The following is a 23,571-nucleotide window of genomic DNA, read 5'->3' as shown; positions in this document are numbered from 1 at the left end:
AGGCGGGAAAGCGTGCCTTGACCCGGCGTGACGGCCGCTGAGGCGGCTGCGTATCGGGTTGCGGGGAGGGCTGGTCGGACGTCGTTGGTCCGTTTGCGCTGGCCCCTTGCGGCTTGCTTGGGGTGGGGGGGACGGTGGCGTTTGGAACGGGGCGGTTGGCCCCTGCGGTCCGCTGGACCGCGGCGGCTTGCTCTGGGCGCCTAACTGGTTGCGGTCAACTCGTGGTGGCTGCCGCCGGCGGTTCGCCCGTGGCGTTGGCCCTGGCCGGTTGACCCTGGCGGCCGGCCCGTGGCGGGCTGCGCCGCACCTCCCCAGCCGCCCATCGTTCCCCAAGCGGCCCCAGCGATGCGGCATCAAGCCGGCCACCGGCGCCGAACCCCTACCTTTTGGTCTGGACAATTTACACATTGGTCCAGACAATCAGGGTCTCTCCCCGGACTGGAGGACCCGATGAGGCGTTTCCGACTCCCTGCGACCCTCGCCGCGTTCGTGCTTGCGCTCTCTGCCCTTGTCGTCGGCCCGGCCGGGGCCGCCAACCTTCTTGCCAACCCCGGCTTCGAAGCCGGGTCGCTCTCCGGCTGGGCCTGTGCCAACGCCGTCGCCGTCAGCTCTCCCCGTTCACTCTGGCGGCTATGCCCTGGCCGGTACCCCCGTGGGTGCTGACTACGCACAGTGCTCGCAGACCGTCTCCGTTCAGCCGAACACCACCTACTCCGTCTCCGCCTGGGTGCGCGGGAATCCCGTCTACCTCGGGATCGCCGGGGGACCCTCCACCTGGTCCGGCAACGCCGGTGCCTACAACCAGCTGCAGCTCACCTTCACCACCGCCGCCACGCAAACCTCCGCCCAGCTCTACCTGCACGGCTGGTACGGCGCCGGGACCTACTACGCCGACGACGTCGTTCTCGATGGGCCCGGTGGCAACACCCCCGGTGCCCCCGGGACTCCGGGTAACCCGCAGACCACGGCCGTCACCGCCAGCTCCATTGCCCTGAGCTGGGGCGCCGCCGCCGGTACCGTCGCCGGGTACCGCGTCTACGAAGGCTCCGCCGTCGTGGCCACCGTCACTGGAACGAGTGCCACCGTCGGCGGGCTGGCCTCCTGCACCACCCACAGTTACTCCGTCGCCGCCTACAACGGGGCCGGTGAGTCGGCGAAGACTGCCGCCGTCAGCGCCAGTACCAGCGGGTGTGTCGATACCGGGCTGCCGAAGCACGCCCTCGTCGGGTACCTGCACGCCAGCTTCGCCAACGGCTCCGGCTATGTGCGGATGGCCGATGTGCCCGCCGCCTGGGACATCATCGATCTGGCCTTCGGGGAACCCACCTCCGTCACCTCCGGGGACATCCGGTTCACCCGGTGCCCCGTCAGTGAATGCCCGAACGTCGAGAGCGACGCCGACTTCGTCGCGGCCATCAAGGCCAAGCAGGCCCAAGGCAAGAAGGTCCTCATCTCCATCGGCGGGCAGAACGGTCAGGTGCAGCTGACCACCGCCGCTGCGCGGGACAAGTTCGTCAGCTCCGTCTCCGCCATCATCGACAAATACGGCCTGAATGGCCTCGACGTCGACTTCGAGGGGCACTCGCTGTCGCTCAACGCCGGGGACAGCGACTTCCGCAATCCGACCACGCCCGTCGTCGTCAACCTGATCTCCGCGCTCAAGGCGCTCAAGGCCAAGTACGGCTCCGGGTTCGTGCTCACCATGGCGCCCGAGACCTTCTTCGTGCAGGTCGGCTACCAGTTCTACGGCGGCACCAGCGCCGGGGACGCGCGGACCGGTGCCTACCTGCCCGTCATCCACGCCCTGCGGGACTCGCTCACCCTGCTGCACGTCCAGGACTACAACTCCGGCCCCGTCATGGGCCTCGACAACCAGTACCACAACATGGGCGGAGCCGACTTCCACATCGCGATGACCGACATGCTCAAGGCCGGCTTCAGCGTGGCCAACACCGGCCAGTTCTTCCCCGGCCTGCGCCCGGACCAGATCGCGATCGGCCTGCCCGCCGCCGTCAGCGCCGGCAACGGCTACACCTCGCCCTCCGACGTCCAGACCGCGGTGAACTGCCTGGTCAAGGGCAGTGGCTGCGGCTCGTACACGCTGCGCGGCGGCACCTCGCCCGCCCTCCGCGGGCTGATGACCTGGTCGATCAACTGGGACAAGTACTACAACTGGGGGTTCCAGAACAGCCACGAGCCGTTCCTGAACGCCCTGCCGTGAACGCCGGGCGGTGTGCCCCGCGGCTCGTCTGGGGCACACTGTCCGACGTGGTCAAGCCGGCGCAGGGCGAATCCGTGCTGAGCCGCGTCGTCCGCATCTTCGAGACGTTCGGGCCGGACACCCCCGCCCTGCGCGTCACCGACATCGCACGGCGGGCCGGCCTGCACGTCGCGACCGCGTCCCGGCTGGTCGAAGAGCTGGTCGGGCACGGCTGGCTGCGGCGCGACCCCGACCGGCGGATCCGCGTGGGCGTCCGGCTCTGGGAACTCGCCTCCCGCGCGTCGCCGACGCTCGGGCTGCGCGAGGCGGCGCTGCCGTTCATGGAGGACCTGCACGCCGTCGTCGGGCACCACACCCAGCTCGCCGTGCTGGAGGACCGCGAGGTGCTGTTCGTCGAGCGGCTCTCGGCGCCCGGCGCGGTCGTCAACGTGACGCGCGTGGCCGGGCGGCTGCCGCTGCACGCGTCGTCGTCCGGGCTGGTGCTGCTCGCCCACGCCCCCGCCGAACTGCAGGAACAGGTGCTGGCCGGCCCCCTGGAAGCGTTCCGCCGCACGACGCTGACCGAGCCGGCGCGGCTGCGGCGGTTCCTCGCCGACGTCCGGCGCACCGGGTACGCCTTCTGCGCGGGCTTCATCGACGAGGAGACCACCGGCATCGCCGTCCCGCTGCGGGGACCGGACGGCGACGTCGTCGCGGCGCTGTCGGTGATCGTGCCCAACGACCGGAACGCGCGGATGCAGATCCCCGCCCTGCGGGCCGCGGCGCGCGGGATCTCGCGGGCGATGGGAAATTCCTCTCACTGAACGAGAATGCTGTGGTGGCGGGCGGGGTGGCCGTTCCATGCTCGGGCTCTCTTCGGGAAAGGACGTTCGCCAGTGCGTACCCAGGTCGTCATCGTCGGCGCCGGCCCGGCCGGGCTGCTGCTGTCCCACCTGCTCGGTCTCGAAGGCATCGACTCGGTGCTGCTCGAACGCCAGACCGCGGAGTACGTCCAGGCGCGCATCCGCGCCGGCATCCTCGAAGCGGGCACGGTGGAACTCCTGCGGGACGCCGGTCTCGGCGCCCGGCTCGACGTCGAAGGCATGGAGCACCGCGGCATCCACCTCCAGTGGCCGGAGCACCGGCACCATGTCGACTTCGCCGGCCTGATCGGCCGGTCGGTGACGGTCTACGGCCAGACCGAAGTCACCAAGGACCTGATGGCGGCGCGGGAAAAGGCGGGCCGGCCGGCGTACTACTCGGCCACCGACGTCACCCTGCACGACGTCACCGGAAAGCCGTCGGTGACCTTTGTGGACAGTGACGGCAAGGCGCGGCGGATCGACGCGGACGTCGTCGTCGGCTGCGACGGCTTCCACGGGCCGACCCGCGCGTCGATCCCCGCGCCGCAGGTCTGGGAACGGGCCTACCCGTTCGCGTGGCTGGGGGTGCTGGCCGACGTCGCGCCGTCGACGGACGAGCTGATCTACGCCTGGCACCCGGACGGGTTCGCGATGCACAGCATGCGCTCCCCGCGGGTCAGCCGGTTCTACCTGCAGGTGGCGCCGGACGAGGACATCGCGCGGTGGAGCGACGACCGGATCTGGACGGCGCTTTCGATGCGGCTCGGCGTTCCCGGCTGGACGCTGGAGACCGGACCGATCACGGAGAAGAGCGTGCTGCCGATGCGCAGCTTCGTCGCGACCCCGATGCGGCACGGGAACCTCTACCTCGCCGGCGATGCCGCGCACATCGTGCCGCCGACCGGGGCGAAGGGCCTGAACCTGGCCGTGGCGGACGTCTCGCTGCTGGCCCGCGCCCTGACGGCGGCGCTGCGCGGGGACGACCGGCTCGTGGACGCGTATTCGGAGACGGCGTTGCGGCGGGTCTGGCGCTGCACGCACTTCTCGTGGTGGATGACGTCGATGCTGCACCGCCACGGCGACGACTTTGACGCCCAGCTGCAGCTGTCCCAGCTGCGGCGCACGGTGACGTCGGAAGCCGCGGCGAAGGAGCTGGCGGAGAACTACGCGGGCTTGCCGTTGTAGTGCACGGGAAGCCGGACGGTGAACGTCGAGCCGGTATCCACTTCGGACTCGACCGTCACCGTGCCGCCGTGGGCCTGCACCAGGTGGCGCACGATGGCGAGGCCGAGCCCGCTGCCGCCGGTCTGGCGGCTGCGGGACTTCTCGGCCCGCCAGAACCGGTCGAACACGTGGGGCAGGTCCGCCGCCGCGATGCCGGTGCCGGTGTCGGCCACGGCGAGCGTCACGACGTCCACAGTGGACGAAACGCGGATCGTCACCCGGCCGCCGGGCGGGGTGTGCCGGACCGCGTTCGTCACCAGGTTGCCGACCACCTGCCGGAGCCGGACCGGGTCGGCGTGCACCGCGGTCCCGCCGTCGGCCGAGACGGTCAGCGTGACGCCGGCCGCGGCGGCCCGGTCGGCGTGCGCCGCGGCGACGTGGTGGGCCAGCTCGGCCGCGTCGAGCGGCTCGGGGTGCAGCCGCAGCTGCCCGGCGTCGGCGGCGGCGAGGTCCTGCAGGTCGTCGACGATGTGCTGCAGCAGTACGGTCTCCTCGAGCAGCGACGCGGTCAGGGCGCGGTCGAACGGCAGGTGCCCGTCTTCGGCGGCCTCCAGCCGGCCGCGGATGACGTTGAGCGGGTTGCGCAGCTCGTGCGCGATGTCGCTGACCATCGCCTTGCGCTGCTCCTCGATGCGTTCCCGCCGGGCGGTGAGGTCGTTGAACGCGGCGGCGAGGTAGCCGACCTCGTCCCGGGACTTCACCGGCGCCGGGCGGTCCTGCTCCGCCGCCTCGGTCAGCGCCCGCAGCGGCCGCGAAAGCCGGGTCGCGACCAGTACGGTCAGCGCGACGGCCAGCACCAGCACCCCGCCGGTCACCGCGAGGATCCGGGTCAGGTTCTCCCGGGACAGCGTGAACGTCGGCAGCTGCGACCCGCCCGGGCCGAGCGTGAACAGCAACGCGGGCGGCGCGACGTACGGCGTCAGCTGCTCGCGGCGCGCCGAGTCGAGGCAGGCCTGGGTGGGCCGCTGGTCGGGGACGCCGAGGACCTCCAGGTCGAGGCCGAGCTTCACCTGTTCGCCGCCCTGGCTCTGCAGGCAGCGGTTGACGGCGTCGTTGAGGCTGGTCAACGCGGCCTGCTCGGTTTCCGTCGCCTCGGCCAGCTCGTACAGCGCGCACTTGCCCGCGAAGTAGCGGGCGGACAGCGGGTCGAGCCCGGTGAGCTGCGGCCGCCCGCTCGGCGAGTCGCGCACCTGGCTGGGCAGCCCGACCGAGGCGAGGCAGGCGGCGGCCTTCGCGGCCAGCGCGGTGAGCTCCTCGCGTTCGGACGGCGGCAGCTTGAACGGGCCGGCCGCGCGCGGGTCGATGCCGCTGGTCCCGGCCTCGGGCAGCAGCACCGGGTCCACGTGCAGCGGGTCGACCGACGCGGTCGCCTTGACCGGCAGGGTGACCGGCGCGCCGCCGGAGTCGCCCAGGACGCGGCGGTCGACGGTGGTCAGCACGATCCGGCGGCCGGTCTGCTCCGACAGCGCCCGCAGCCGGGGGCCGACCTGGTCCCAGGTGTGGTTCACCGCGGCGAAGCCGAGCAGCTCGGTGTAGATGGTGGCGTCGCCGGAGAGCGCCTGGCCCTGCTCCTGCTGGATCGCCCGGGTGGTGGTCTGCACGGCGAGCCACGCGGTCGCGGCGATGGAGGCGAGCGCGATGAGCAGCGAGACGGCGGTGAGCCGGACGACCAGGCTGCGACGCCGCGGGAAGCTACGCGCCATCTTCGGGGGTGAGCTTGTACCCGACGCCGAACACGGTCCGCAGGTAGACCGGCTTCTGCGGATCCGGTTCGAGCTTCTTGCGCAGGTTGAGCACGTGGACGTCGATGATCCGGGTGCTGACGAACCGGTCGTCGCCGCGGGTCAGCTCCAGCAGCTGCCGGCGCGTGAACACCCGGCCCGGCTGCCGGATCAGCGTCTCCAGCAGCTGGAACTCGCCCGGGGTGGTCTCGACCGGGCGGCCGCCGACCGACACCTCGTGCCGCACCGGGTCGAGCCGCAGCTCGCCCGCGTGCAACGCGGTGTCCGGCGGTTCACGCCGGCCGGCGGTGCGCCTGAGCAGCGTCCGGACCCGCGCCATCAGCTCGCGCGGGCTGTAGGGCTTGGTCAGGTAGTCGTCCGCGCCGAGGTCGAGGCCGAGCAGCAGGTCGTCCTCGGTGGCGCGGGCGGTGAGCATCAGCACCGCGACGTCGGACTCCTGCCGCAGGATCCGGCAGACGTCGAGGCCGTCGACGTTCGGCATCATGACGTCGAGGACCAGCAGGTCGGGCCGCTCGCGGCGAGCAGCGTCGAGGGCCGCCCGCCCGTCCGGGGCGAGGACCACGGAGTGGCCTTCGCTTTCGAGGTAGAGCCGGAGGACTTCGGCCTGCTTCTCGTCGTCCTCGGCGACCAGCACACGTGCACACACGGCACCGAGGTTAGGCGTCCTGACACGGCGGTCACCCGATCCTGACCGGATCTTCACACCTGGGGGACCGCCGCCCAGCTCCGGACGACGCCGGCCAGCACCTTCAGCGGCAGCTGCCCGCCGCCCAGCACGACCCCGTGGAACGCCCTGATGTCGAAGGCGTCGCCGAGCCGGGCCTCGGCGAACCGGCGCAGCCGCTGGATCTCCAGCCGCCCGGTCAGGTAGGCCAGGGCCTGGCCGGGCTGCTCGATGTACCGGTCCGTTTCGGCCTGCACTTCGACCTCGCTCAGCACCGTGTGCGTGCGCAGGAAGGCGACGCACTGCGGCCGCGTCCAGCCCAGGGCGTGCAGGCCGGTGTCGACCACCAGCCGGGCCGCGCGGACCGAGTCCTCGGCCACCATCCCGAGCCGCATCAGGTCGCCGGAGAACAGGCCCATCTCGTCGGCGAGCCGTTCGGTGTAGAGCGCCCAGCCCTCGCTGAACGCCGTGATCTGGGCGACCCGGCGCAGCTGCGGCAGGGAAGTCAGGCTCTGCGCCACCGACTCCGCGAAGTGGTGGCCCGGCACGGCTTCGTGGAAGGCCACCGTCTCGGCGATGAACCGGTCGCGCGTGTGCACCTCGTGCGTGTTGGTGAAGTACGTGCCGGGCCGCGAGCCGGCGGCCGGCATGTAGTACGCCGCCACCGCGACCGGTGCTTCGGCGGCCGGGACGGCCTTCACGACGCATCCGGCCGCCGGGACGTCGGGGAACCAGCCCGGTGCCGCGGCGGTCGCGCGGGCGACGGCGGCGCGCGCGGTCTCCAGCATCTCCTCGGCGTCGCGCCAGCGGAGGCTCTCGTCGGTGCGCAGCCGGCGGCGGACTTCGGCCGGGTCGGTCAGCCCGAACACCCGGCCGCCCAGCTCGGCGTACTCGGCCTCCAGCCCGGCGAGCGCGTCAAGACCCAGCTGGTGCAGCTCCTCCGGGGTGTGCTCGGTGGTCGTGTGCATCCGCGCCAAAGCGGCGTAGTGCGCCCCGCCGTCCTCGAGCCGGACCAGGCCCGGCTCGTCGTCGGACCGGCCGTGCCCGGCGAGCTCGGTCGCGACGAACTCGCGGTAGCGGGCCACCGCGGGCCGGACCGCTTCGGCGACCAAGGCGTCCCGGCGCGCGCCGCGGCCGGCGGTCAGCGGCTGCCGGAACGGCGTCTCCTGGGTGAGGAACCGGTCGAGGTAGGCGACCGCCTTGTGCGCCATGCGGTCCACCGGAACCCGGCCGGCGCGCAAGCCCGCGCGCTGGCGTCCGGTCAGCGCGGCCAGGAACGCCGGGAACGCGGCGAGCCGGGCCAGGAAGTCCTCCTCGGCCTGGTCGCCGGCGAGGTCGAGCTGCGGCAGGAAGGCCAGGTGTGAAATCGCCGCCGCGGCCAGCGGGGCGGCGAGGGTGAACTCCACGAGCCGGGCGTCCATCTCCGTGAGCAGGGCCTCGGCCTGCTGGACGACGACGCCGAGCGTGACGCGGTCCGGATCGGCCGAGGCACGTGCCCGCGCCAGGATTCCGGCCGCCCTGGCGTGCAGGCGCTCGTGGCCGGCTTCGCTCGGGTCCGGCAGTTCGGCGTCGTGGCCGGCGATGCCGTTGAAGGTCGCTTCGAGAGGTGACCAGGCGGCCAGGACGTCCAGGAACTCGTCGGCGAGGGAGGTCATCCGTCCATTCTGTCGGCGCGGGCGGGGCCCAGCCACGTCGTCAGGGCCGCGCGAAGGCCGTCGTGGTCCTCGGCCAGCGTGAGCCACGCGACGTGGCCGTCGGGGCGGATCAGCGCCGCCATCGGCTGGTCCGGGTAGGCGACCGGCCGCGCGGTGACCGTCGTGACGCGGTCGCTCCACGCCCCGGCCACCGCCGCGGCGCCCGTGCCCGTGTCCAGCAGGACGGCGCGGCCGGTGCGGAAGTGGCCGGCGAGGGTGGTGCCGTCGGTCAGGGGCAGGTCCGGGACGCGCCTGCCGATCAGCGGGTGGTCGCCGGGCAGGTCGTAGTGCTGCCACTGGCCGCCGATCATCGACACGACGTGGGTGGCGCCGTCCGGGGTGTCCAGCAGGTCCGCCACCACTTCGCGCAGCGCGTCGGCGCGCGGTCCCCGTGCCATGCTCAGTGCGGTCTGCGCCATGCTCCACTTCTGCACCCACGCGCCGATCGGGTGCCGCTCGGCTTCGTAGCTGTCGAGCAGCGCGTCCGGCGCCGCGCCCCGGGCCACGAGCGCGAGCTTCCAGCCGAGGTTGACCGCGTCGCCGAGGCCGAGGTTCATGCCCTGGCCGCCCGCGGGCGAGTGCACGTGCGCGGCGTCCCCGCAGAGCAGCACCCGGCCCCGCCGGTACCGGGTGGCCTGCCGGGTCGTGTCGGCGTAGCGGGTGGCGACGTGCACGTGGGTGACCGTCACGTCGGTGCCGCTGACCCGGCGAAGGCTGGCCTGCATCTCCTCCGCCGTGACCGGCGCGTCCCGGTCCGCGGGCGGGCTGACGTACTCGACGGTGTGCACCCGCGGCGGCCCGTCACCGTCGGCCCACCCGCCCAGCGTGTAGGCGCCGTTTTCGCCGCCCTGCCAGCCGCCCGCGGTGAGCTTGTGCGCGTCGGCGAGGTCGACGACGGCCTGGCGGCCGGTGAAGACCGGGTCGACGCCGGGGAAGTCGAAGCCGGCCAGCCCGCGCACGGTGCTGCGCCCGCCGTCCGCGCCCACCAGCCAGGCGGCGCGGACGGTCTCCGGTTCGATGTGGACGTCGACTCCGTCGGCGCCCGCGTCGAGCCCGGTGAGGGCGGTTCCCCGGCGGATTTCCGCGCCCAGCGCCGTCGCCCGTTCCGCGAGGACCGCTTCCAGGTCGCCCTGGCTGACCACTCCCGCGCCGAGGAACTCCTCGCCGGGAGCCGGCGGCTTGAGCCGGTCGGCGCGGATGCCGATCCCGGCGAATTGGCCGACGAAGACTTCCCGCGGCTCGCCCGGGGGCGCCTCGGGCAAGGCCCCGAGCCACCTGAGGGCGGTCTTTTCGACGGCGGGCAGCAGGCCGCGCAGGTGCAGTGCGTGCACCGAAGGCGCGTTGACCCCGCGGGCGCCCATGGACCCGAACCGGGACGGCGGCGGGTCCGTCTCGCGTTCGAGCACCAGCACCCGGGCGCCGCCCAGCCGCAGTTCGCCGGCCAGCATCAGGCCGACCGGGCCGGCTCCCGCCACCACCACGTCGTAGTCCATTGCTCCCCCAAAACCCGGCAACGATGTTCCTGGTATTGGCCAGGCTAGCGAACTGGGTACAGTGTTCGCAATATTCGAGGAGGTGCCGGTGCAGGACCATCCGGTGATCTGGATGCGCCCCGAACACGGGACCCGCGGCCCGAAGCCCACCCACAGCCGGCGCGACGTCGCGGCCGCCGCCGTCCGGATCGCCGACGCGGAGGGGATCGACGCGGTGTCGATGCGGCGCATCGCCGCCGAACTCGGCACCGGCACGACGTCGCTCTACCGGTATGTGTCCAAAAAGGACGACGTGCTGGAACTGATGGGCGACGAGGTGATGGGGGAGCTGCGCGGCACGGCACTGCCGGCGGGCTGGCGCCCCGGCCTGCGCGCGATCGCGTTCCTGCTGCGCGAGACGGCGCTGCGGCACCCGTGGCTGCCGTCGCTGACGTCCGGCCGCGCCAACCACGGCCCGAACAGCCTGTGGTGGACGGAGCTGACCCTGTCGGCGTTCGACGGCCTGGACCTGGACACCGACGAGATGCTGGCCGCCCTCGGCACGCTGTCGGCGTTCGTGCTCGGCCACGTACTGGGCGAACTGGGCGACCAGGAGGCGGCCCGCCGCTCCGGGCTGACCCACGAGCAATGGATGGAACAACAGGGCGAGTACGGCCCGTCGATCATGGGCAGCGGCCGGTACCCGCGGCTGACGCGGGTGATGATCGAGGCGGAGACCCCGCACGCCGCCGACCGGCAGGACCGGCTGTTCGAGGCGGGGCTGGAGCGGGTGCTGGACGGGCTTGCCGCGCACCTGCCGCGGAACTGAACCGGGCCGGGAGCGTCGTGCGCTCCCGGCCCGGTCGCCGTCAGGTCAAGCTGGAACAGGGTCTCGCGTCAGGATCCTTCGCCGCGCCAGGCACCCAGCGCACGTTCGCGAACGACGCCTGGAACTTCCCGTCCGTGTACACCAGGAACGGCGTGTTGATGTGCTCGAAGTCCAGCCCGTTGTTGAAGCACGACACCGGGATCTTCACCGTCGTCTTCGCGCCGCCCGCCAGGTCGGTGAACAGCTTCGTCGCGTTCACCTCGCTGAAGCACGGGTACACGCAGTGCATGCTGATCACCGTCCGGTTGGCCGGTGCCTGCTGGACGATCGTGTCGAACTCCAGCGCCGCGTCCGCGTTGAGGTAGCCGCGCAGGTCGTTCGTGCCCGCCGTGTTCTGCATGTACAGCTGGGCCGCGCCCGCGCCTGTCCACGTCGCCTTGAGGCCGTCGCCCTGGACGTTGACGTCCGTCGGGACCACGTTGATCTCGCTGTGCGATGCCGTGCCGTCCGGGCCGATCACCGTGCCGCCCCAGTTCTCCGCCGAGCCGATCTGGCTCGTGTACGGCGGGACGTCGGTGCGGTCGTAGATCGACAGGTCCTCGGTCGCGGTCCCGCCGCCACCGGTCGAGCCGCACGACGCCGGGCCGGGCGTCTCGTCCAGCACGCCGACCGTGGCGCGCTGCCCGGTCTTGAGGCCGTAGCCGAGCTTGAACAGCGGGTCGTAGTCCGGCGACCACGGGTTGAGCGGCGACTGGCACGCGCTCTTCGGCCACGAGTAGCTCAGCGTGCCCTGGTAACCGTTCCCGTCCTTGCCCTTGACCAGCATGTCCGCGACGCCGCCGCCCTCGGTGCCCGGCAGCCAGGCCGCCACGAACGCGTCCGAGCGGTTGATCTCCTTGTTCATGTACAGCGGGCGGCCGCCGACGTACACGGTGACGACCGGGGTGCCCTTGCCGCTGACCTTGTCCAGCACGGCCAGGTCCTCGGGGTACAGCTTCGACGCCTCGAGGGTCTTGCGGGTCAGGTCGCCGACGCCCTCGGCGTACGGCGTCTCGCCGATGACCGCGATGACCGCGTCGAAGCCCTTCGGGTCGACGGTGCCGGTGGCGTCGAAGGTGACGTTCGCGTCGCCCAGGTCCTGCTTGATGCCGGCCAGGATCGAGGTGGCGTTGGGGAAGTCGGCGTTCGTGTTGCCGGTGCCCTGCCAGCTGAGCGTCCAGCCGCCGGTCTGGTTCTGGATGCTGTCGGCGCTCTTGCCGACGACCAGGACCTTCGAGGACGGCTTCAGCGGCAGCACGTTGCCGTTGTTCTTCAGCAGCGTCTGCGACTCGCGGACGGCGTCACGGGCCAGCCAGTTGTCCTTCAGCGCCTCGTCGGAGTTCGCGTAGGAGCGGTCGGACGGCTTCTGCGACTCGAACAGGCCGTCACGCAGCTTGACGCGCAGGATGCGGGTGACGGCGTCGTCGATGCGCGACATCGGGATCTGGCCGTTTTGCACCTGGGCGACGGTGTTGGTGATGAACGCCTTCCAGTCGGCGGGCACCATCACGATGTCGATGCCGGCGTTGATCGCCTGCGGGCACGAGGAGTTCGTGCAGCCGGTGACCTGGCCGATGCCGTTCCAGTCGGACACGACCAGGCCGTCGAAGCCCATCTTGCCCTTGAGGATCTGGTTCAGCGCCTTGTCGCTGCCGTGCAGCTTGCCCTCGTTGATGCCGAGGTCGGCGTTGGTCCAGCTGTTGAACGACACCATGACGGTCTGGGTGCCGGCGGCCAGCGCGCCGTAGTAGCCCTGGCCGTGGATGTTGATCATGTCGGCCTCGGAGGACGGGTTGACGCCCTGGTCCTGGCCCTTGATCGTGCCGCCGTCGCCGATGAAGTGTTTGGCGGTGGCGATGACGCCGTTGTAGCCGATGCGCTTGGTGGCGCCGTCCTGGAGACCGTTGATGGCCTCGAAGCCGTAGGAACGCGTGATGCGCGGGTCCTCGGAGAAGCCCTCGTAGGTGCGGCCCCAGCGGTCGTCCTGGACGACGGCGAGGGTGGGCGAGAAGGCCCAGTCCTGGCCGGTGGCGCGGATCTGCCGCGCGGTGGCGCCGGCGACGTCGCGGACCAGGCACGGGTCGTGCGCGGCGCCGAGGCCGATGTTGTGCGGGAAGACGGTGGCGCCGTAGACGTTGTTGTTGCCGTGCACGGCGTCGATGCCCCAGATGACGGGGATCTTCGTGCGGCTGGTCGTCGAGGCGTTCCAGTAGGCGTCGGCGAGGTTCAGCCAGTCCTGCTGGGTGGCGTGCTTGTTGCCGCCGGGCCACGCGCCGCCGCCGTTGAGGACGGAGCCGATGGCGTACTGCTTGACCTCGTCGGGGGTGATCGAGGTGATCTCGGGCTGCGTCATCTGCCCGACCTTTTCCTCGAGGGTCATGCCCGCGAGGATCTTGGCGATGCGCGCCTCGTCGTCGGCCTTGCCCTTGAACCGGCTGTCGACCTTCGGCCAGTCCGCGAGGGTCGGCAGGGTCTTCTCGATCTTGGCGCAGCCGTCCTTGTCCTTGGCGGGCTGCCCGATGACGGGCTGGGGCACTTCCGCTTGCGCGGGGATGGCCTGTGCTGCGGCCCCCAGCAGGCTGAGGCTCATCAGCGTGACGAGCGAACTTCGGCGCGCACGGGACCACGCGCGGGATCTTCTGGCCATGGTCTGGTCCATTCTGCGATGAACGGCGGACCGGCCGATCCTCACCGCGGCGCGGGGGCGGCGTCAATAGGTTTCGGGGTAGTTATTTCTCGACATAAAATAAGAGTCGTCCGGCGAGCGGGCCACCGAGTCTCCTGTCTAGCTGCTGCGCCGACCTGCGGCAAGGGTGCTTGCGGGCAAGGGTTTTGCCCGTCGGGTCAGGGGTGCCGGAGCAGTTCGGCGATGGCCTGGACGCGGACGAGCGTGATCCCGCCGCGTTGCTCGACGGCGAGGGGGTGCTCGGTCGGTTCGAGCTCGATGAGCGGCCGTTCGCCCGGCGGCCGCGTGTGCAGGTTGGTCTTGAGGTTGAGGGTGCCGGGCTCGTAGCCGGGCAGCTCGGTGGAGAGCCACCCGAAGTACGGCGGTTCGGTGACGCGGTCCGGGCTGTCCCAGCGGTCTTCGGCGCGGAAGAAGTTCTCCTTGCTGACCGAAACCCAGACGCCCCATTCGAAGTCGTCCTCGGCGTCGAGCACGGGGAGGACCACGCGGCCGCGGAGGAAGTAGTGCTGACCGCCGATGACGCAGCGTTCCTCTTCGAGGACGTCGCCGTCGGTGCCCTGCCAGAAGGCCGGGGCGGGGGCGCCGTAGGCGAACGGCAGTTCGGCGTGGTGCTCGCCGCAGCAGGTGCAGGTGTAGCCGGGGTCGGTCATGGCCGCCAGCCTAGGGCCGGCTCAGCACCGAGCCGGGCAGTTCCTCGAAGATCAGCCAGGTCCGCGTCGACCGCACCCCCTCCAGCGCCTGCAGCCGCTCCAAAACCACATCCCGCAGCGTCGAGTTGTCCGGCGTCCTCACCAGCAGCAAAATGTCGAAATCCCCGCCCACCAGGGCCACGTGGTCCACGTACGGGATCTCGTGCAGGTCCGTCGCCATCGTGCGCCAGGACGTCTGCTCCACCGTCACCATGATGTACGCCGACGTCCCCAGTCCCGCCCGGCGTGGGTCGATCCGGGCGCCGAAGCCCGTGATCACCCCCTCCGCCAGCAGCCGCTCCAGGCGCGCGTACGCGTTCGTCCGCGAGATGTGCAGGCGCTCCGCCAGCGCGCGGACCGCCAGGCGGCCGTCCGCCGACAGCTCCGCCAGCATCGCGCGGTCGATCTCGTCCAGGGCCGGGACCGTTCGTCCCGTCAGTGCGCCGTGAGCCAGGACACCGCTGGACGTTTGGTCCGCCGGAGCCGGAACAACAGGCCGTTTGTCGCTCATTTCCGCCAACCCTTGAACACAACACCGCCGGGAACCACCATTTCAACATCATATGTCTGCGAGAGGTGGTGCGCGTCGTGGCCGCAGAGACCCTGTTGCCGTCCGCTACCCCGGTGCGGTTCGTCGCCGAGGACGGGAGCCGTGCCGACCAGAACGGCACCTACGGCGAACCCGCCGGAGAACGGCTCAAGGAGGCCTACCGGCTGATGGTCCTGGGCCGCCGGTTCGACGTCCAGGCGACCGCGCTCACCAAGCAGGGCCGCCTCGCCGTCTACCCCTCCAGCGCCGGGCAGGAAGCCTGCCAGGTCGCCGCCGCGCTGGCGCTCGAAGCCGGCGACTGGCTCTTCCCGACCTACCGCGACTCGGTCGCCCTCGTCGCCCGCGGCCTGAAGCCCGGCGAAGTCCTGACGCTCCTTCGCGGCGACGCGCACTGCGGCTACAACCCCGTCGAGACCCGCGTAGCGCCGCAGTGCACTCCGCTCGCGACGCAGACACTCCACGCCGCCGGCCTGGCGCACGCGATGCAGCGACGCGGCGAAGACGCCGTCGCGCTCGCGCTCATCGGGGACGGCGCCACCAGCGAAGGCGACTTCCACGAAGCGCTCAACTTCGCGGCCGTCTTCAAGGCGCCCGTGGTGTTCTTCGTGCAGAACAACCGCTTCGCCATCTCGGTGCCCTTCGAGAAGCAGAGCGCCGCGGCCGCGCTGGCGTACAAGGGCATCGGCTACGGCATGCGCTCGGAGCAGGTCGACGGCAACGACGCCGTCGCCGTCCTGGCCGTCCTCGACGACGCCGTGAAGCACGCGCGCGAAGGCCGCGGACCCGTTCTCGTCGAGGCCCACACCTATCGCATCGACGCCCACACCAACGCCGACGACGCCACCCGCTACCGCGACGCCGAAGAAGTCGCGAAGTGGCGCGAAGCGGACCCGCTCAAGCGGCTCGCAACCTTCCTCCAAAACGAGAACTTGCTGCGAAGCGACGAGATCCAGGCGTTCGCGGCCGACGCCGAAGTGTTCGCCCAGTCCGTCCGCGACACCTTGAACGCCGAGCCCGAGCTCGACCCGCTGTCGCTGTTCGACCACGTCTACGCCGAGCCGACCCGCCAGCTGCAGTGGCAGCGGGCGGCCCTCGCAGCCGAACTGGAGGCCTGATGACGACCACCATGGCGCAGGCGCTCAACGCGGCCCTGCGGGACGCCCTCAAGGACGACGACCGCGTCCTGCTCTTCGGCGAGGACGTCGGCACGCTCGGCGGCGTCTTCCGCGTCACCGACGGCATCACCGCCGACTTCGGCGAGGACCGCTGCTTCGACACCCCGCTGGCGGAATCCGGCATCGTCGGGTTCGCCGTCGGGATGGCCATGGGCGGGTTCCGCCCGGTCGTCGAGATGCAGTTCGACGCCTTCGCCTACCCGGCGTTCGAGCAGATCACCTCGCACGTGGCGAAGCTGCGCAACCGCACGCGCGGCGCGCTCGAACTGCCGATGGTCATCCGGATCCCGTACGCCGGCGGCATCGGCGGCGTCGAGCACCACTGCGACTCCAGCGAGGCGTACTACACGCACACGCCGGGCCTGCGCGTCGTCACGCCGGGCACCGCGCAGGACGCCTACGACCTGCTCCGCGACGCCATCGAGTCGCCGGACCCGGTGATCTTCCTCGAACCCAAGTGCCGCTACTGGTCGAGCGAAGAAGTCAGCTTCACCCGCAGCGGCCCGGCCATGGACCAGGCCGTGGTCCGGCGGCACGGCAAGGACGTCACGCTCATCGCGTACGGCCCGATGATCGCCACCGCGCTGGAAACCGCCGAAGCCGCGACGGCCGAAGGCTGGGACGTCGAGGTCGTCGACCTCCGCTCGCTGTCGCCGTTCGACGACGAAACCGTGACGGCGTCCGTGCGCCGCACCGGGCGCGCGGTCGTCGTGCACGAGGCCGCCGGCTTCGGCGGGTACGGCGCCGAGGTCGTCGCGCGTGTCACCGAGCAGTGCTTCCACCACCTCCACGCGCCCGTCCTGCGGGTCACCGGGCTCGACATCCCGTACCCGGCGCCGAAGCTCGAGCGCCACCAGCTGCCCGACGTCGACCGGATCCTCGACACGATCGCGCGCCTGCAGTGGGCCGACACGCCGGTGGTGTCCGGTGCCTGACTTCCTGCTGCCGGACCTCGGCGAAGGCCTGACCGAGGCGGCGATCGTGGACTGGCGGGTCGAGGTCGGCGACACCGTCGACGTCGACCAGGTCGTCGTCGAGGTCGAGACGGCGAAGGCGGCGGTCGAGGTGCCGGTGCCGTTCGCGGGGGTGGTGTCCGCGCTGCACGGCGAGCCGGGGCAGCTGCTGCCGGTCGGCGCGCCGCTGCTGACCGTCGGCGGGTTCGCCGAGCCCGGGGTCACCACCTCGTCCGGGAGCGGGAACGTCCTGATCGGCTACGGCACGGCGCCCACGACCCGGCGCAAGCGCGCCCGGCGCCCGGTGAGCGCCGCCGCGCCCACCCGGCCGAAGCAGCCGGGCGTGATCTCGCCGTTCGTCCGGAAACTGGCCGCGGACAACGGGATCGACCTGGCGAAGGTCAGCCCGAGCGGGTCGGACGGGATCATCCGCCGCGCCGACGTCGAGGCGGCGCTGAAGAAGCCCGCCGAGGGCGGCAGGCGGATCCCGCTGACCGGGGTGCGCAAGGCCGTCGCCGACAAGCTGACGGCTTCGCGGCGCGAGATCCCCGAAGCCACGGTGTGGGTGGACGTCGACGCGACCGGGCTCGTCGCCGCCCGGGCGGCCCTGAACGCCAAGTCCGACCGGCCGGTCAGCCTGCTCGGCCTGATCGCGCGGTTCGCCGTCGCGGGGCTGAAGAAGTACCCGGAGCTGAACTCGCGGGTCGACGGCGACGAGATCGTGCTGCTGGACGAAATCCACCTGGGTTTCGCCGCGCAGACCGACCGCGGCCTGGTCGTGCCGGTCGTGCGGGACGCCGGTGCGCTGTCGACGCGGGAGCTGTCGGCGGCGATCGGCGACCGCGCGCGCACCGCCCGGGAGGGCAAGCTCGCGCCCGCGGACCTCACCGGCGGCACCTTCACGGTGAACAACTACGGCGTCTTCGGCGTCGACGGCTCGGCGGCGATCATCAACCACCCCGAGGCGGCGATCCTCGGCATCGGCCGGATCATCGACCGGCCGTGGGTGGTCGACGGCGCACTGGCGGCCCGGAAGGTCTGCGAGCTGACGCTGGCCTTCGACCACCGCGTCTGCGACGGCGGCACGGCCGGCGGGTTCCTGCGGTTCGTCGCCGACTGCGTGGAGTCACCGGTCACCGCCCTCGGCGACCTCTGACGACTCACCGGCCGCGTTGGCCGGTGGTGACGGCGGTCGCACCTAAAGTGGTCGCGTGACGACTCCGGCGCAGCACGACCGCGACCTGGCGGAGGGGCGCGTCGCCCGGCTCAAACAGGACCTGCGGGACGGGCTCGCGACCCCGCCCGGCGACGTCGAGGCGATGGACGACCTGGTGGCGACGGCCCACCGGCTGCTCGACGCCGAGCAGGCCTTCGACGAGGCGAAGCGGCGCCTCGCCGACGCCGAACTCGAGTCCCGGCACGCGGCGGCGCAGCGGGCGGTCGTGTGGTTCGCGGCCGCGCCCGTGCTGGTGCCGCTGGTCGCCGGGGCGCTGGTGCTGTTCGAGGTGCTGTCGCCGGTTTGGCTGCCGGCGCTGGTGCCGCTGTTCGGCGCGGGGTCGTGGATCGGCTTCGGCCCGGTCCGGCGGTCCGGGGCGGTCATCCGCGAGCGGACGCGGGCGGCGTGGACGGGCAGTGTCACGGCGTTGGTACTGGTGCTCGCGCTGATCCCGTGGTCCGGCACGGTGGTCTGCACGATCCTGACGGCGCTGGGCATCGCGGGCACGATCGCGCTGCTGTGGCGGGAAAGCCGGATCCCGTGAGCCACGGCTACGCGACCTACGGCGACGACCCGGAGTTCACGCAGGAGTACGCCGAGCCGGTGGACCCGGCGCGCCGCGACCTCGACGAGCTGTTCGCGGCGGTGGACGGGCTGCGCGCCGCGGACGACCGCCTGGGCCAGGACGTCGCCGACCTGGCCGAGCGGCTCGAGAGCGGCGGCCCGGACGGCGAGGCCGACCGGCTCGACCGGCTCGGCAGGCAGCTGGAGCGGCTGCAGCAGCAGGTCCGGGTCCTGGAGCGCGCGGTTCGCGTCGCCGACGGGGTACCGCAGGCGGACCTCGACGACGTCGGCCCGGAGACGCGCGCGCTCGCGGCGGAGGCGGCGCGGTGGGACGACCTGCACAAGGAACTGGTGACGAAGGAGCAGCGGGCCCGGTACGCGGAGGAGATCGCGCACCTGGAGACGGTGCAGTCGGCCCTTTCCCGGTGCGACGCCGACCTGCTGGAGGTGGTCCGCGTCCTGGCGTCGACGGACCGTGCTTCCCGCGCTCGCGGCGACGCGGAATCGTCGTTGCGGGCGTTGTCGACCCGCCGCCGGACGCTGCTGGACGAGGAGATCCCGGCGGCGGCCGCGGCGGCGGACCAGGCCCGGCTGGCCCTGCGCGAGGCGGACGCGGTCGAGGCACGGGTGGTCCCGCAGCTGGAGCGCGCCGAGCGGGCGTGGCACGACCTGCAGGTGCGGCTGCGGACGCGGATCACGGACGCACTGGGATCGAGCGCGTTGCTGCCGATGTGGTTCGGCACCGCGCTGGGAGTGGCCCCACCGTCGGGAACATCGGGCGACACGTGGATCCGGACAGCGGCGTCGGTCCTGGCGTACCGGGTGACGTTCGGGGTGACGGACCCGGCGCTGCCACTGGGCCCGCCGCCGGCGTCGGAGGACGTGGACACAGGTGACCGGCGGTGGACCTGGCGGGCCCGGCTGGAGTCCGATTTGGACGAACTGGCTCTCTGAAGTCACTCGGGGAACGCTGCCCGTTCGTGCCGGACGTCACCCAGCTGCCGGTACCGCGCGCGAGCCTGGTCGAGAAAGAGGTTGGCGGCTTCGTCTTCGCCGTGCCGATGGTGCACGGTGGCCAGGGCCCATTCCGCGTCCGCGAGCCGGGCGATGTCGTTCAGTTCCCTGGCCCGGGCCGCGCTGTCCTGGAGGAGGGCGATTGCGTCGGCGTAGCGGCCCAGCTCGCCGGTGGTGGTCCCCAGCCGGCGGAGCTGGTCGGCGATCCCGGGCGGGTCACCGAGTTCTTCACGGGTGCGCAGGCTCTGCTCGTGGAGTTCGAGCGCTCCGGCCAGGTCGCCCGATCTGCGGCGGTGTTCGGCTTGCTTCGCGAGGCTCTCGGCGTATCCGGAGAGGTCGAAGACCCGCCGGCTGAGGTCTCGCTGGGCCGCGAACGCCCGCTCGGCCCGCTCGGCGTCGCCCAGTTCGTATGCCGCTTCGGCGCACTCACCGAAGTTGGACGCCGCGTACCAGGGGTCTTCGAGCTGTCCTGATCGGGCGACGCTCTCGTCGAGCAGCTCCAGTGCTTTCGCCCGGTCACCGGTTCCGGCGTGCGCCCGGGCGAGCTCGGCCATGGCCAGGGCGGCTGCGCGCTGGTCACCCGCAGCGAGTTCGAGTTCCAGCCGCGTCCGGGCGGCGGCGACGGCGTGCCGGAAACCGCCGGCGTGAGCGTGGGTCCTGCCCAGGGCGGCGAGGATTCCGCTCCGCTGGGGATCGCCGTTGCGCGCACAGATCGTGGCGGCTGCGGTGTAGGACCACTTCGCTTCTTCGTATCGGGCGCGTTTGTGGTCGATGTCGCCGAGGAGGCGCAGGAAGCGGATGCGGTCGAGGTCGCTGCCGACCGAGCAAGCCACGGTGAAGCCCTGACGCGCGTCTGTTTCGGCTTGGGTGAACCGGCGCAGGCCGATGAGGATGGAGACGAGCCGGCCGCGGACCTGCCCGGCGGTGGTGAAGTCACCGATGGCCGTCGCCTGGTCGAGATCGGCCTGAAGGAGGGCGAGAGCCTCGTCGGCCCGACCTTCGGCGACCTTCACTTCGGCTGTTACCTGACGCAAGCGGAGTTGCTGCGATCGGTTGCCGAGTTCCGTCACGATCATCAGGGCGCGGTCGCAGCACTGCCGTGCCTCTTCGAGGCGATACTGTGCGGCATAACTTTCGGCGAGGGTGGTCAGGCTTTCCCAGGCTGGGTCCGGGAAAACGTACGTGGTGTCGAGAAGGCGCTCAAGCTCCGGACGCGCCTTGGCGAAGTCGCGACGAGAGACGTGGACGCTCGCGATCATGGCCGAGATCTGGTCGGCGCCGAACCGGGTGCCTGCCTGCTCACGCAGGTGGAGCGCGCGTTCGAGACTGGTGATGGCATCGTCGAACCGCCCGGTCGCTTGCTGCGCGTTGGCGACGGCGACGAGGATCCAGCCGGTGCGGTACGAATCCGTGCCCAGTTCCCGCCGGATGGCGAGCGAGCGCTCGAGTGTCCGGACAGCGTCGTGGTAGCGGCCGAGCCCGACCTGTGCGTCACTCATGTACTTGAGGGTCCAGCAGGCCGAACCGGCATCACCTTGCCGGAAGTAAAGGGCCAAGAGGCGTTGGGCGCAGGCCAGCGCATCGGTGTGCCGCTTGCCATCCTGGTAGGTCTTGACCAGCCACCACAATGCGCTCCGGCGCAGATCGCTGTGGTTTTCCGTCAGCTTGGCGCATTCCTCGAGGCAGCGGGCCGAACCGTGGAATCGACCTTGCGCGGCATGGGCCGTCCCGAGTGCCTGGAGGGCCCAGCTCTCGACCTTGACGGGTCTTCCGCGGGCATTTTCTCGTTGCTCAGCAAGGATCTCGACGGCCTCTTCGTGGTTCCCTCGGAAAGAGTGGAATTCTCCACGCGTCACCGACACGCTGACTGCGAATTTCGGGTCGCCGAGAGTGCGGGCGACCACTGTGCTTCGCGCGATATATTCCTCGCATGCGGCGAATTTGCCGGTCTTTTTCGCTGCTTGAAGCAGTTCGAAGAGCACGGACAGTTCTTCGCGGGCTGCGCTCGCGTCCGCCAGCATCCGGTGCGCCGCGAGTTGCATGTCGTGCGCCATGGTGACGGCCCCGAACTGGCAGAAGACGGTGCCGCGCAGGCTGGTCGTTTCGGCCATGCTGACCGGGTCGTCGAACGCACGGTAGATGACCAGCGCCTGGTCGAGGCAGCTGATCGCCTCGGCCACGTGACTGCGGTTGCGATCGGCGTCCGCCCGGCGGACGAGGGTGTCCGCCTCGAACCACGAGTCACCGAGGCGCCGCCACAGTTCCCGGGCTTGCTCCAGATTGCCGGCTGTTTCGTCGAAGAGGAGCTGGTAGCTCTGGATTTCGGCGAGCAGCACGATTGTGCAGGCTTCGGCCCGGATATCGTCCAGCTGCTGCTGGATGCCGAGCGCGGTTTCGGCGGCCTTCCGGCTCAGTGTCATTCTTCCGCCGGCGAGGTGCGCTTCGGCGAGGGTTCGCCAGGCGCCGACCTGGTCATGGGGCTTCAGGTCCCACACGAGGTGTTCGAGGCGGCTGGAGTCGAGGTCGTCGCCGGCGTGCGCCTCGGCCTGGGCCAGGTGCAGCTGGACGCGGACCTTGATGTGCATGACCCGGTCGGCCGTGGTGACGGCGGCGATCAGGGTCCGTTGCCAGTCCTCGAAATTGCCCCGGCGCCGGAAGAACGGTGCGAGGAGGCACGCCAGCTCCGGCTCGTCGCCGTCGACGATCGCGGCGACCAGGTTGCCGCGTTCCACGTCCAGCCAGCGCAGCGCGTCGGAGCGGCGGCGGAAGTACCGGTCGGTGGCCAGGCTGGAGTCGAGCCACGATGTGGCCGAGGTGACCCGTTCGCGGTACCAGCTCAGCATCCTCCGCCCGGCCTCGGCATCGGCGGCGTTCGCCTGCCGCTTCGCGTAGAGGCGCAGCAGGTCGTGGAGCCGGTAGCGGCCCGGCACGTACTGCTCCACCAGGTTCGCCCGGCCGAGTTCGTCCAGCAGCCTCCTAGTCCCGGGGGCGGCAGCCCCGGCCAGCACGCAAGCAGCCTCGAACCCGACGTCCGGGCCGGGCTGGGTGCCCAGCCGCCGGAACAGGGAAGCCGCGTCGGGCGTCAGCGACCGGTACGACCAGGAGAACACCGACTCCAGATCCGTGTGGGGCTCGCCCGCGTCGAGGGCGGTGAGCCGGCCGTCCTCGTCCGCCAGCTCGTCGGCCAGGTCCCGTACCGGCAGGCCCGGGTTCAGCGCGGCCCGGGCGGCCGCGATCGCCAAGGCCAGCGGGAAGCCGCCGCAGGACCGGATGAGGGACGCGATGGCGTCCGGTTCGGCGGCGACCCGGCCGGCACCCAGCCGGTGTGCCAGGAGGGCACGGGCTTCGGCGGGGGGCAGCACGTCCAGGTTGACCAGGTGGGCGCCGTCCCGGGCGACCAGTCCGGCGAGCCGGTTGCGGCTCGTGACGAGGACCGCGCACGTCGGGCTGCCCGGCAGCAGCGGCCGGACCTGGGCCGCGTCCCGCGCGTTGTCCAGCAGGACGAGGACCCGCCGGCCGGCCAGGATGCTCCGGTACAACGCCGACTGGGCCTCTTCGTCCGCGGGGATGGCGTCCGCCGGTACCCGGAGGGCGGCGAGGAACCCCCGCAGCGCTTCCGTCGCCGCCACGGGGGCCGCGACCGGCTCGAAACCCCGCAGGTTGACGTACAGCTGCCCGTCCGGGAACCGCTCGGCGGCCTGGTGGGACCAGCGCAGGGCGAGCGTCGTCTTCCCGATGCCCGCCGCGCCGTCGATCGCCGAGATCACCACCGCTTCCGCGCGGTCGCCGGCCAGCAGCCGGTCCAGCTCGCCGAGCTGGGCGGAGCGCCCGGCGAACCCGTCGGGCAGAACCGGGAGCTGACGGGGGACCGGGAGTTCCGGCGCCGGCGCGGGGTGCAGGTGCACACCGCCGATCGACCCGGCCTGCACGACCGTGCCGGCCGAGCCCGGCACGGTGTTGTGCACCGGCCCCGTTCCTCCCGCCGAAGTCACCAGGA

Annotated in this window: 16 protein-coding genes and 1 pseudogene; 9 read left to right on the top strand and 8 right to left on the bottom strand. The window is 71.7% G+C overall.

The genetic code is table 11. The features are described 5' to 3' along the window. The first annotated feature begins 450 nt into the window (after window positions 1-450). The 3 genes and pseudogenes from AB0J55_RS27745 to AB0J55_RS27735 all read left to right on the top strand — a co-directional run bounded on the left by AB0J55_RS27745 (window position 451) and on the right by AB0J55_RS27735 (window position 4,248). A pseudogene (locus AB0J55_RS27745) lies at window positions 451-2,221 on the top strand (glycoside hydrolase family 18 protein). Window positions 2,222-2,268: 47 nt separating this feature from the next. After that, window positions 2,269-3,024: an IclR family transcriptional regulator gene (locus AB0J55_RS27740; RefSeq protein ID WP_364254443.1), complete on the top strand. Its 756-nt coding sequence runs from the start codon at window positions 2,269-2,271 to the stop codon at window positions 3,022-3,024. Window positions 3,025-3,096: 72 nt separating this feature from the next. After that, window positions 3,097-4,248 carry a 4-hydroxybenzoate 3-monooxygenase gene (locus tag AB0J55_RS27735; protein WP_364254440.1) on the top strand — a complete coding sequence of 384 codons (1,152 nt, stop codon included), beginning with the start codon at window positions 3,097-3,099 and terminating at the stop codon, window positions 4,246-4,248. Here AB0J55_RS27735 and AB0J55_RS27730 read toward each other — a convergent pair. Genes AB0J55_RS27730 through AB0J55_RS27715 form a run of 4 tightly spaced genes read right to left on the bottom strand, consistent with a single transcriptional unit; the run spans window position 4,227 to window position 9,880 of the window. Further along, on the bottom strand, window positions 4,227-5,990 hold the full coding sequence (locus AB0J55_RS27730; protein WP_364254437.1) for a HAMP domain-containing sensor histidine kinase: 1,764 nt from the start codon (window positions 5,988-5,990) through the stop codon (window positions 4,227-4,229). The genes AB0J55_RS27735 and AB0J55_RS27730 overlap by 22 nt on opposite strands. After that, a complete protein-coding gene (locus AB0J55_RS27725; RefSeq protein WP_364254434.1) occupies window positions 5,980-6,675 on the bottom strand; it encodes a response regulator transcription factor in 696 nt (231 codons plus the stop codon). Before AB0J55_RS27725 ends, AB0J55_RS27730 begins: the two co-directional genes overlap by 11 nt. Before the next feature lie 53 nt (window positions 6,676-6,728). After that, window positions 6,729-8,348, bottom strand: coding sequence for a DUF885 domain-containing protein (locus AB0J55_RS27720; protein ID WP_364254432.1), 1,620 nt, complete (start codon window positions 8,346-8,348; stop codon window positions 6,729-6,731). Next, window positions 8,345-9,880 (bottom strand): FAD-dependent monooxygenase, encoded by a 1,536-nt coding sequence (locus AB0J55_RS27715; protein ID WP_364254429.1) that lies wholly within the window; start codon window positions 9,878-9,880, stop codon window positions 8,345-8,347. Before AB0J55_RS27715 ends, AB0J55_RS27720 begins: the two co-directional genes overlap by 4 nt. Before the next feature lie 88 nt (window positions 9,881-9,968). Here AB0J55_RS27715 and AB0J55_RS27710 point away from each other — a divergent pair, with 88 nt between their 5' ends. Then, window positions 9,969-10,688, top strand: a complete 720-nt coding sequence (locus tag AB0J55_RS27710) for a TetR/AcrR family transcriptional regulator (protein ID WP_364254426.1) — start codon at window positions 9,969-9,971, stop codon at window positions 10,686-10,688. 40 nt (window positions 10,689-10,728) lie between these two features. On the opposite strand, the gene AB0J55_RS27705 is transcribed toward AB0J55_RS27710, so the two are convergent. From AB0J55_RS27705 to AB0J55_RS27695, 3 genes are all read right to left on the bottom strand, one after another. Further along, window positions 10,729-13,317, bottom strand: a complete 2,589-nt coding sequence (locus tag AB0J55_RS27705; protein WP_364254797.1) for an exo 1,3/1,4-beta-D-glucan glucohydrolase — start codon at window positions 13,315-13,317, stop codon at window positions 10,729-10,731. 254 nt (window positions 13,318-13,571) lie between these two features. Beyond that, on the bottom strand, window positions 13,572-14,063 hold the full coding sequence (locus AB0J55_RS27700) for a DUF2199 domain-containing protein (RefSeq protein WP_364254423.1): 492 nt from the start codon (window positions 14,061-14,063) through the stop codon (window positions 13,572-13,574). 10 nt (window positions 14,064-14,073) lie between these two features. Further along, the gene (locus AB0J55_RS27695; RefSeq protein WP_364254794.1) at window positions 14,074-14,556 is read right to left on the bottom strand and encodes an Lrp/AsnC family transcriptional regulator; all 483 of its coding nucleotides are present in this window, start codon (window positions 14,554-14,556) and stop codon (window positions 14,074-14,076) included. A gap of 134 nt (window positions 14,557-14,690) precedes the next feature. Between AB0J55_RS27695 and pdhA the strand changes: the two genes are divergently transcribed. Genes pdhA through AB0J55_RS27670 form a run of 5 tightly spaced genes read left to right on the top strand, consistent with a single transcriptional unit; the run spans window position 14,691 to window position 19,514 of the window. Next, window positions 14,691-15,767: a pyruvate dehydrogenase (acetyl-transferring) E1 component subunit alpha gene (gene pdhA, locus AB0J55_RS27690; protein WP_364254420.1), complete on the top strand. Its 1,077-nt coding sequence runs from the start codon at window positions 14,691-14,693 to the stop codon at window positions 15,765-15,767. Further along, on the top strand, window positions 15,767-16,762 hold the full coding sequence (locus AB0J55_RS27685; protein ID WP_364254417.1) for an alpha-ketoacid dehydrogenase subunit beta: 996 nt from the start codon (window positions 15,767-15,769) through the stop codon (window positions 16,760-16,762). Before pdhA ends, AB0J55_RS27685 begins: the two co-directional genes overlap by 1 nt. Next, window positions 16,755-17,936, top strand: coding sequence for a dihydrolipoamide acetyltransferase family protein (locus AB0J55_RS27680; protein WP_364254415.1), 1,182 nt, complete (start codon window positions 16,755-16,757; stop codon window positions 17,934-17,936). The genes AB0J55_RS27685 and AB0J55_RS27680 overlap by 8 nt, the downstream gene beginning before the upstream one ends. A gap of 55 nt (window positions 17,937-17,991) precedes the next feature. Further along, window positions 17,992-18,540, top strand: coding sequence for a hypothetical protein (locus AB0J55_RS27675; RefSeq protein ID WP_364254412.1), 549 nt, complete (start codon window positions 17,992-17,994; stop codon window positions 18,538-18,540). Next, entirely contained in the window at window positions 18,537-19,514 is a 978-nt protein-coding gene (locus AB0J55_RS27670; protein ID WP_364254409.1) for a hypothetical protein, read from the top strand. Before AB0J55_RS27675 ends, AB0J55_RS27670 begins: the two co-directional genes overlap by 4 nt. A 2-nt stretch (window positions 19,515-19,516) precedes the next feature. On the opposite strand, the gene AB0J55_RS27665 is transcribed toward AB0J55_RS27670, so the two are convergent. Then, a complete protein-coding gene (locus AB0J55_RS27665) occupies window positions 19,517-23,566 on the bottom strand; it encodes a tetratricopeptide repeat protein (protein WP_364254406.1) in 4,050 nt (1,349 codons plus the stop codon). Window positions 23,567-23,571: the final 5 nt, after the last annotated feature.

This window comes from Amycolatopsis sp. NPDC049688, assembly GCF_040674975.1.
Lineage (GTDB): Bacteria > Actinomycetota > Actinomycetes > Mycobacteriales > Pseudonocardiaceae > Amycolatopsis.
The sequence above is the reverse complement of the archived record's forward strand: the minus strand, read 5'-3'. Positions and strand labels throughout refer to the sequence as shown.

What these genes read in the sequence shown, in the direction of transcription:
- AB0J55_RS27730 (WP_364254437.1), bottom strand. Translation starts at nt 5,990, where the DNA reads ATGGCGCGTAGCTTCCCGCGGCGTCGCAGCCTGGTCGTCCGGCTCACC.
- AB0J55_RS27720 (WP_364254432.1), bottom strand. Translation starts at nt 8,348, where the DNA reads ATGACCTCCCTCGCCGACGAGTTCCTGGACGTCCTGGCCGCCTGGTCA.
- AB0J55_RS27715 (WP_364254429.1), bottom strand. Translation starts at nt 9,880, where the DNA reads ATGGACTACGACGTGGTGGTGGCGGGAGCCGGCCCGGTCGGCCTGATG.
- AB0J55_RS27705 (WP_364254797.1), bottom strand. Translation starts at nt 13,317, where the DNA reads ATGAGCCTCAGCCTGCTGGGGGCCGCAGCACAGGCCATCCCCGCGCAA.
- AB0J55_RS27700 (WP_364254423.1), bottom strand. Translation starts at nt 14,063, where the DNA reads ATGACCGACCCCGGCTACACCTGCACCTGCTGCGGCGAGCACCACGCC.
- AB0J55_RS27685 (WP_364254417.1), top strand. Translation starts at nt 15,767, where the DNA reads ATGACGACCACCATGGCGCAGGCGCTCAACGCGGCCCTGCGGGACGCC.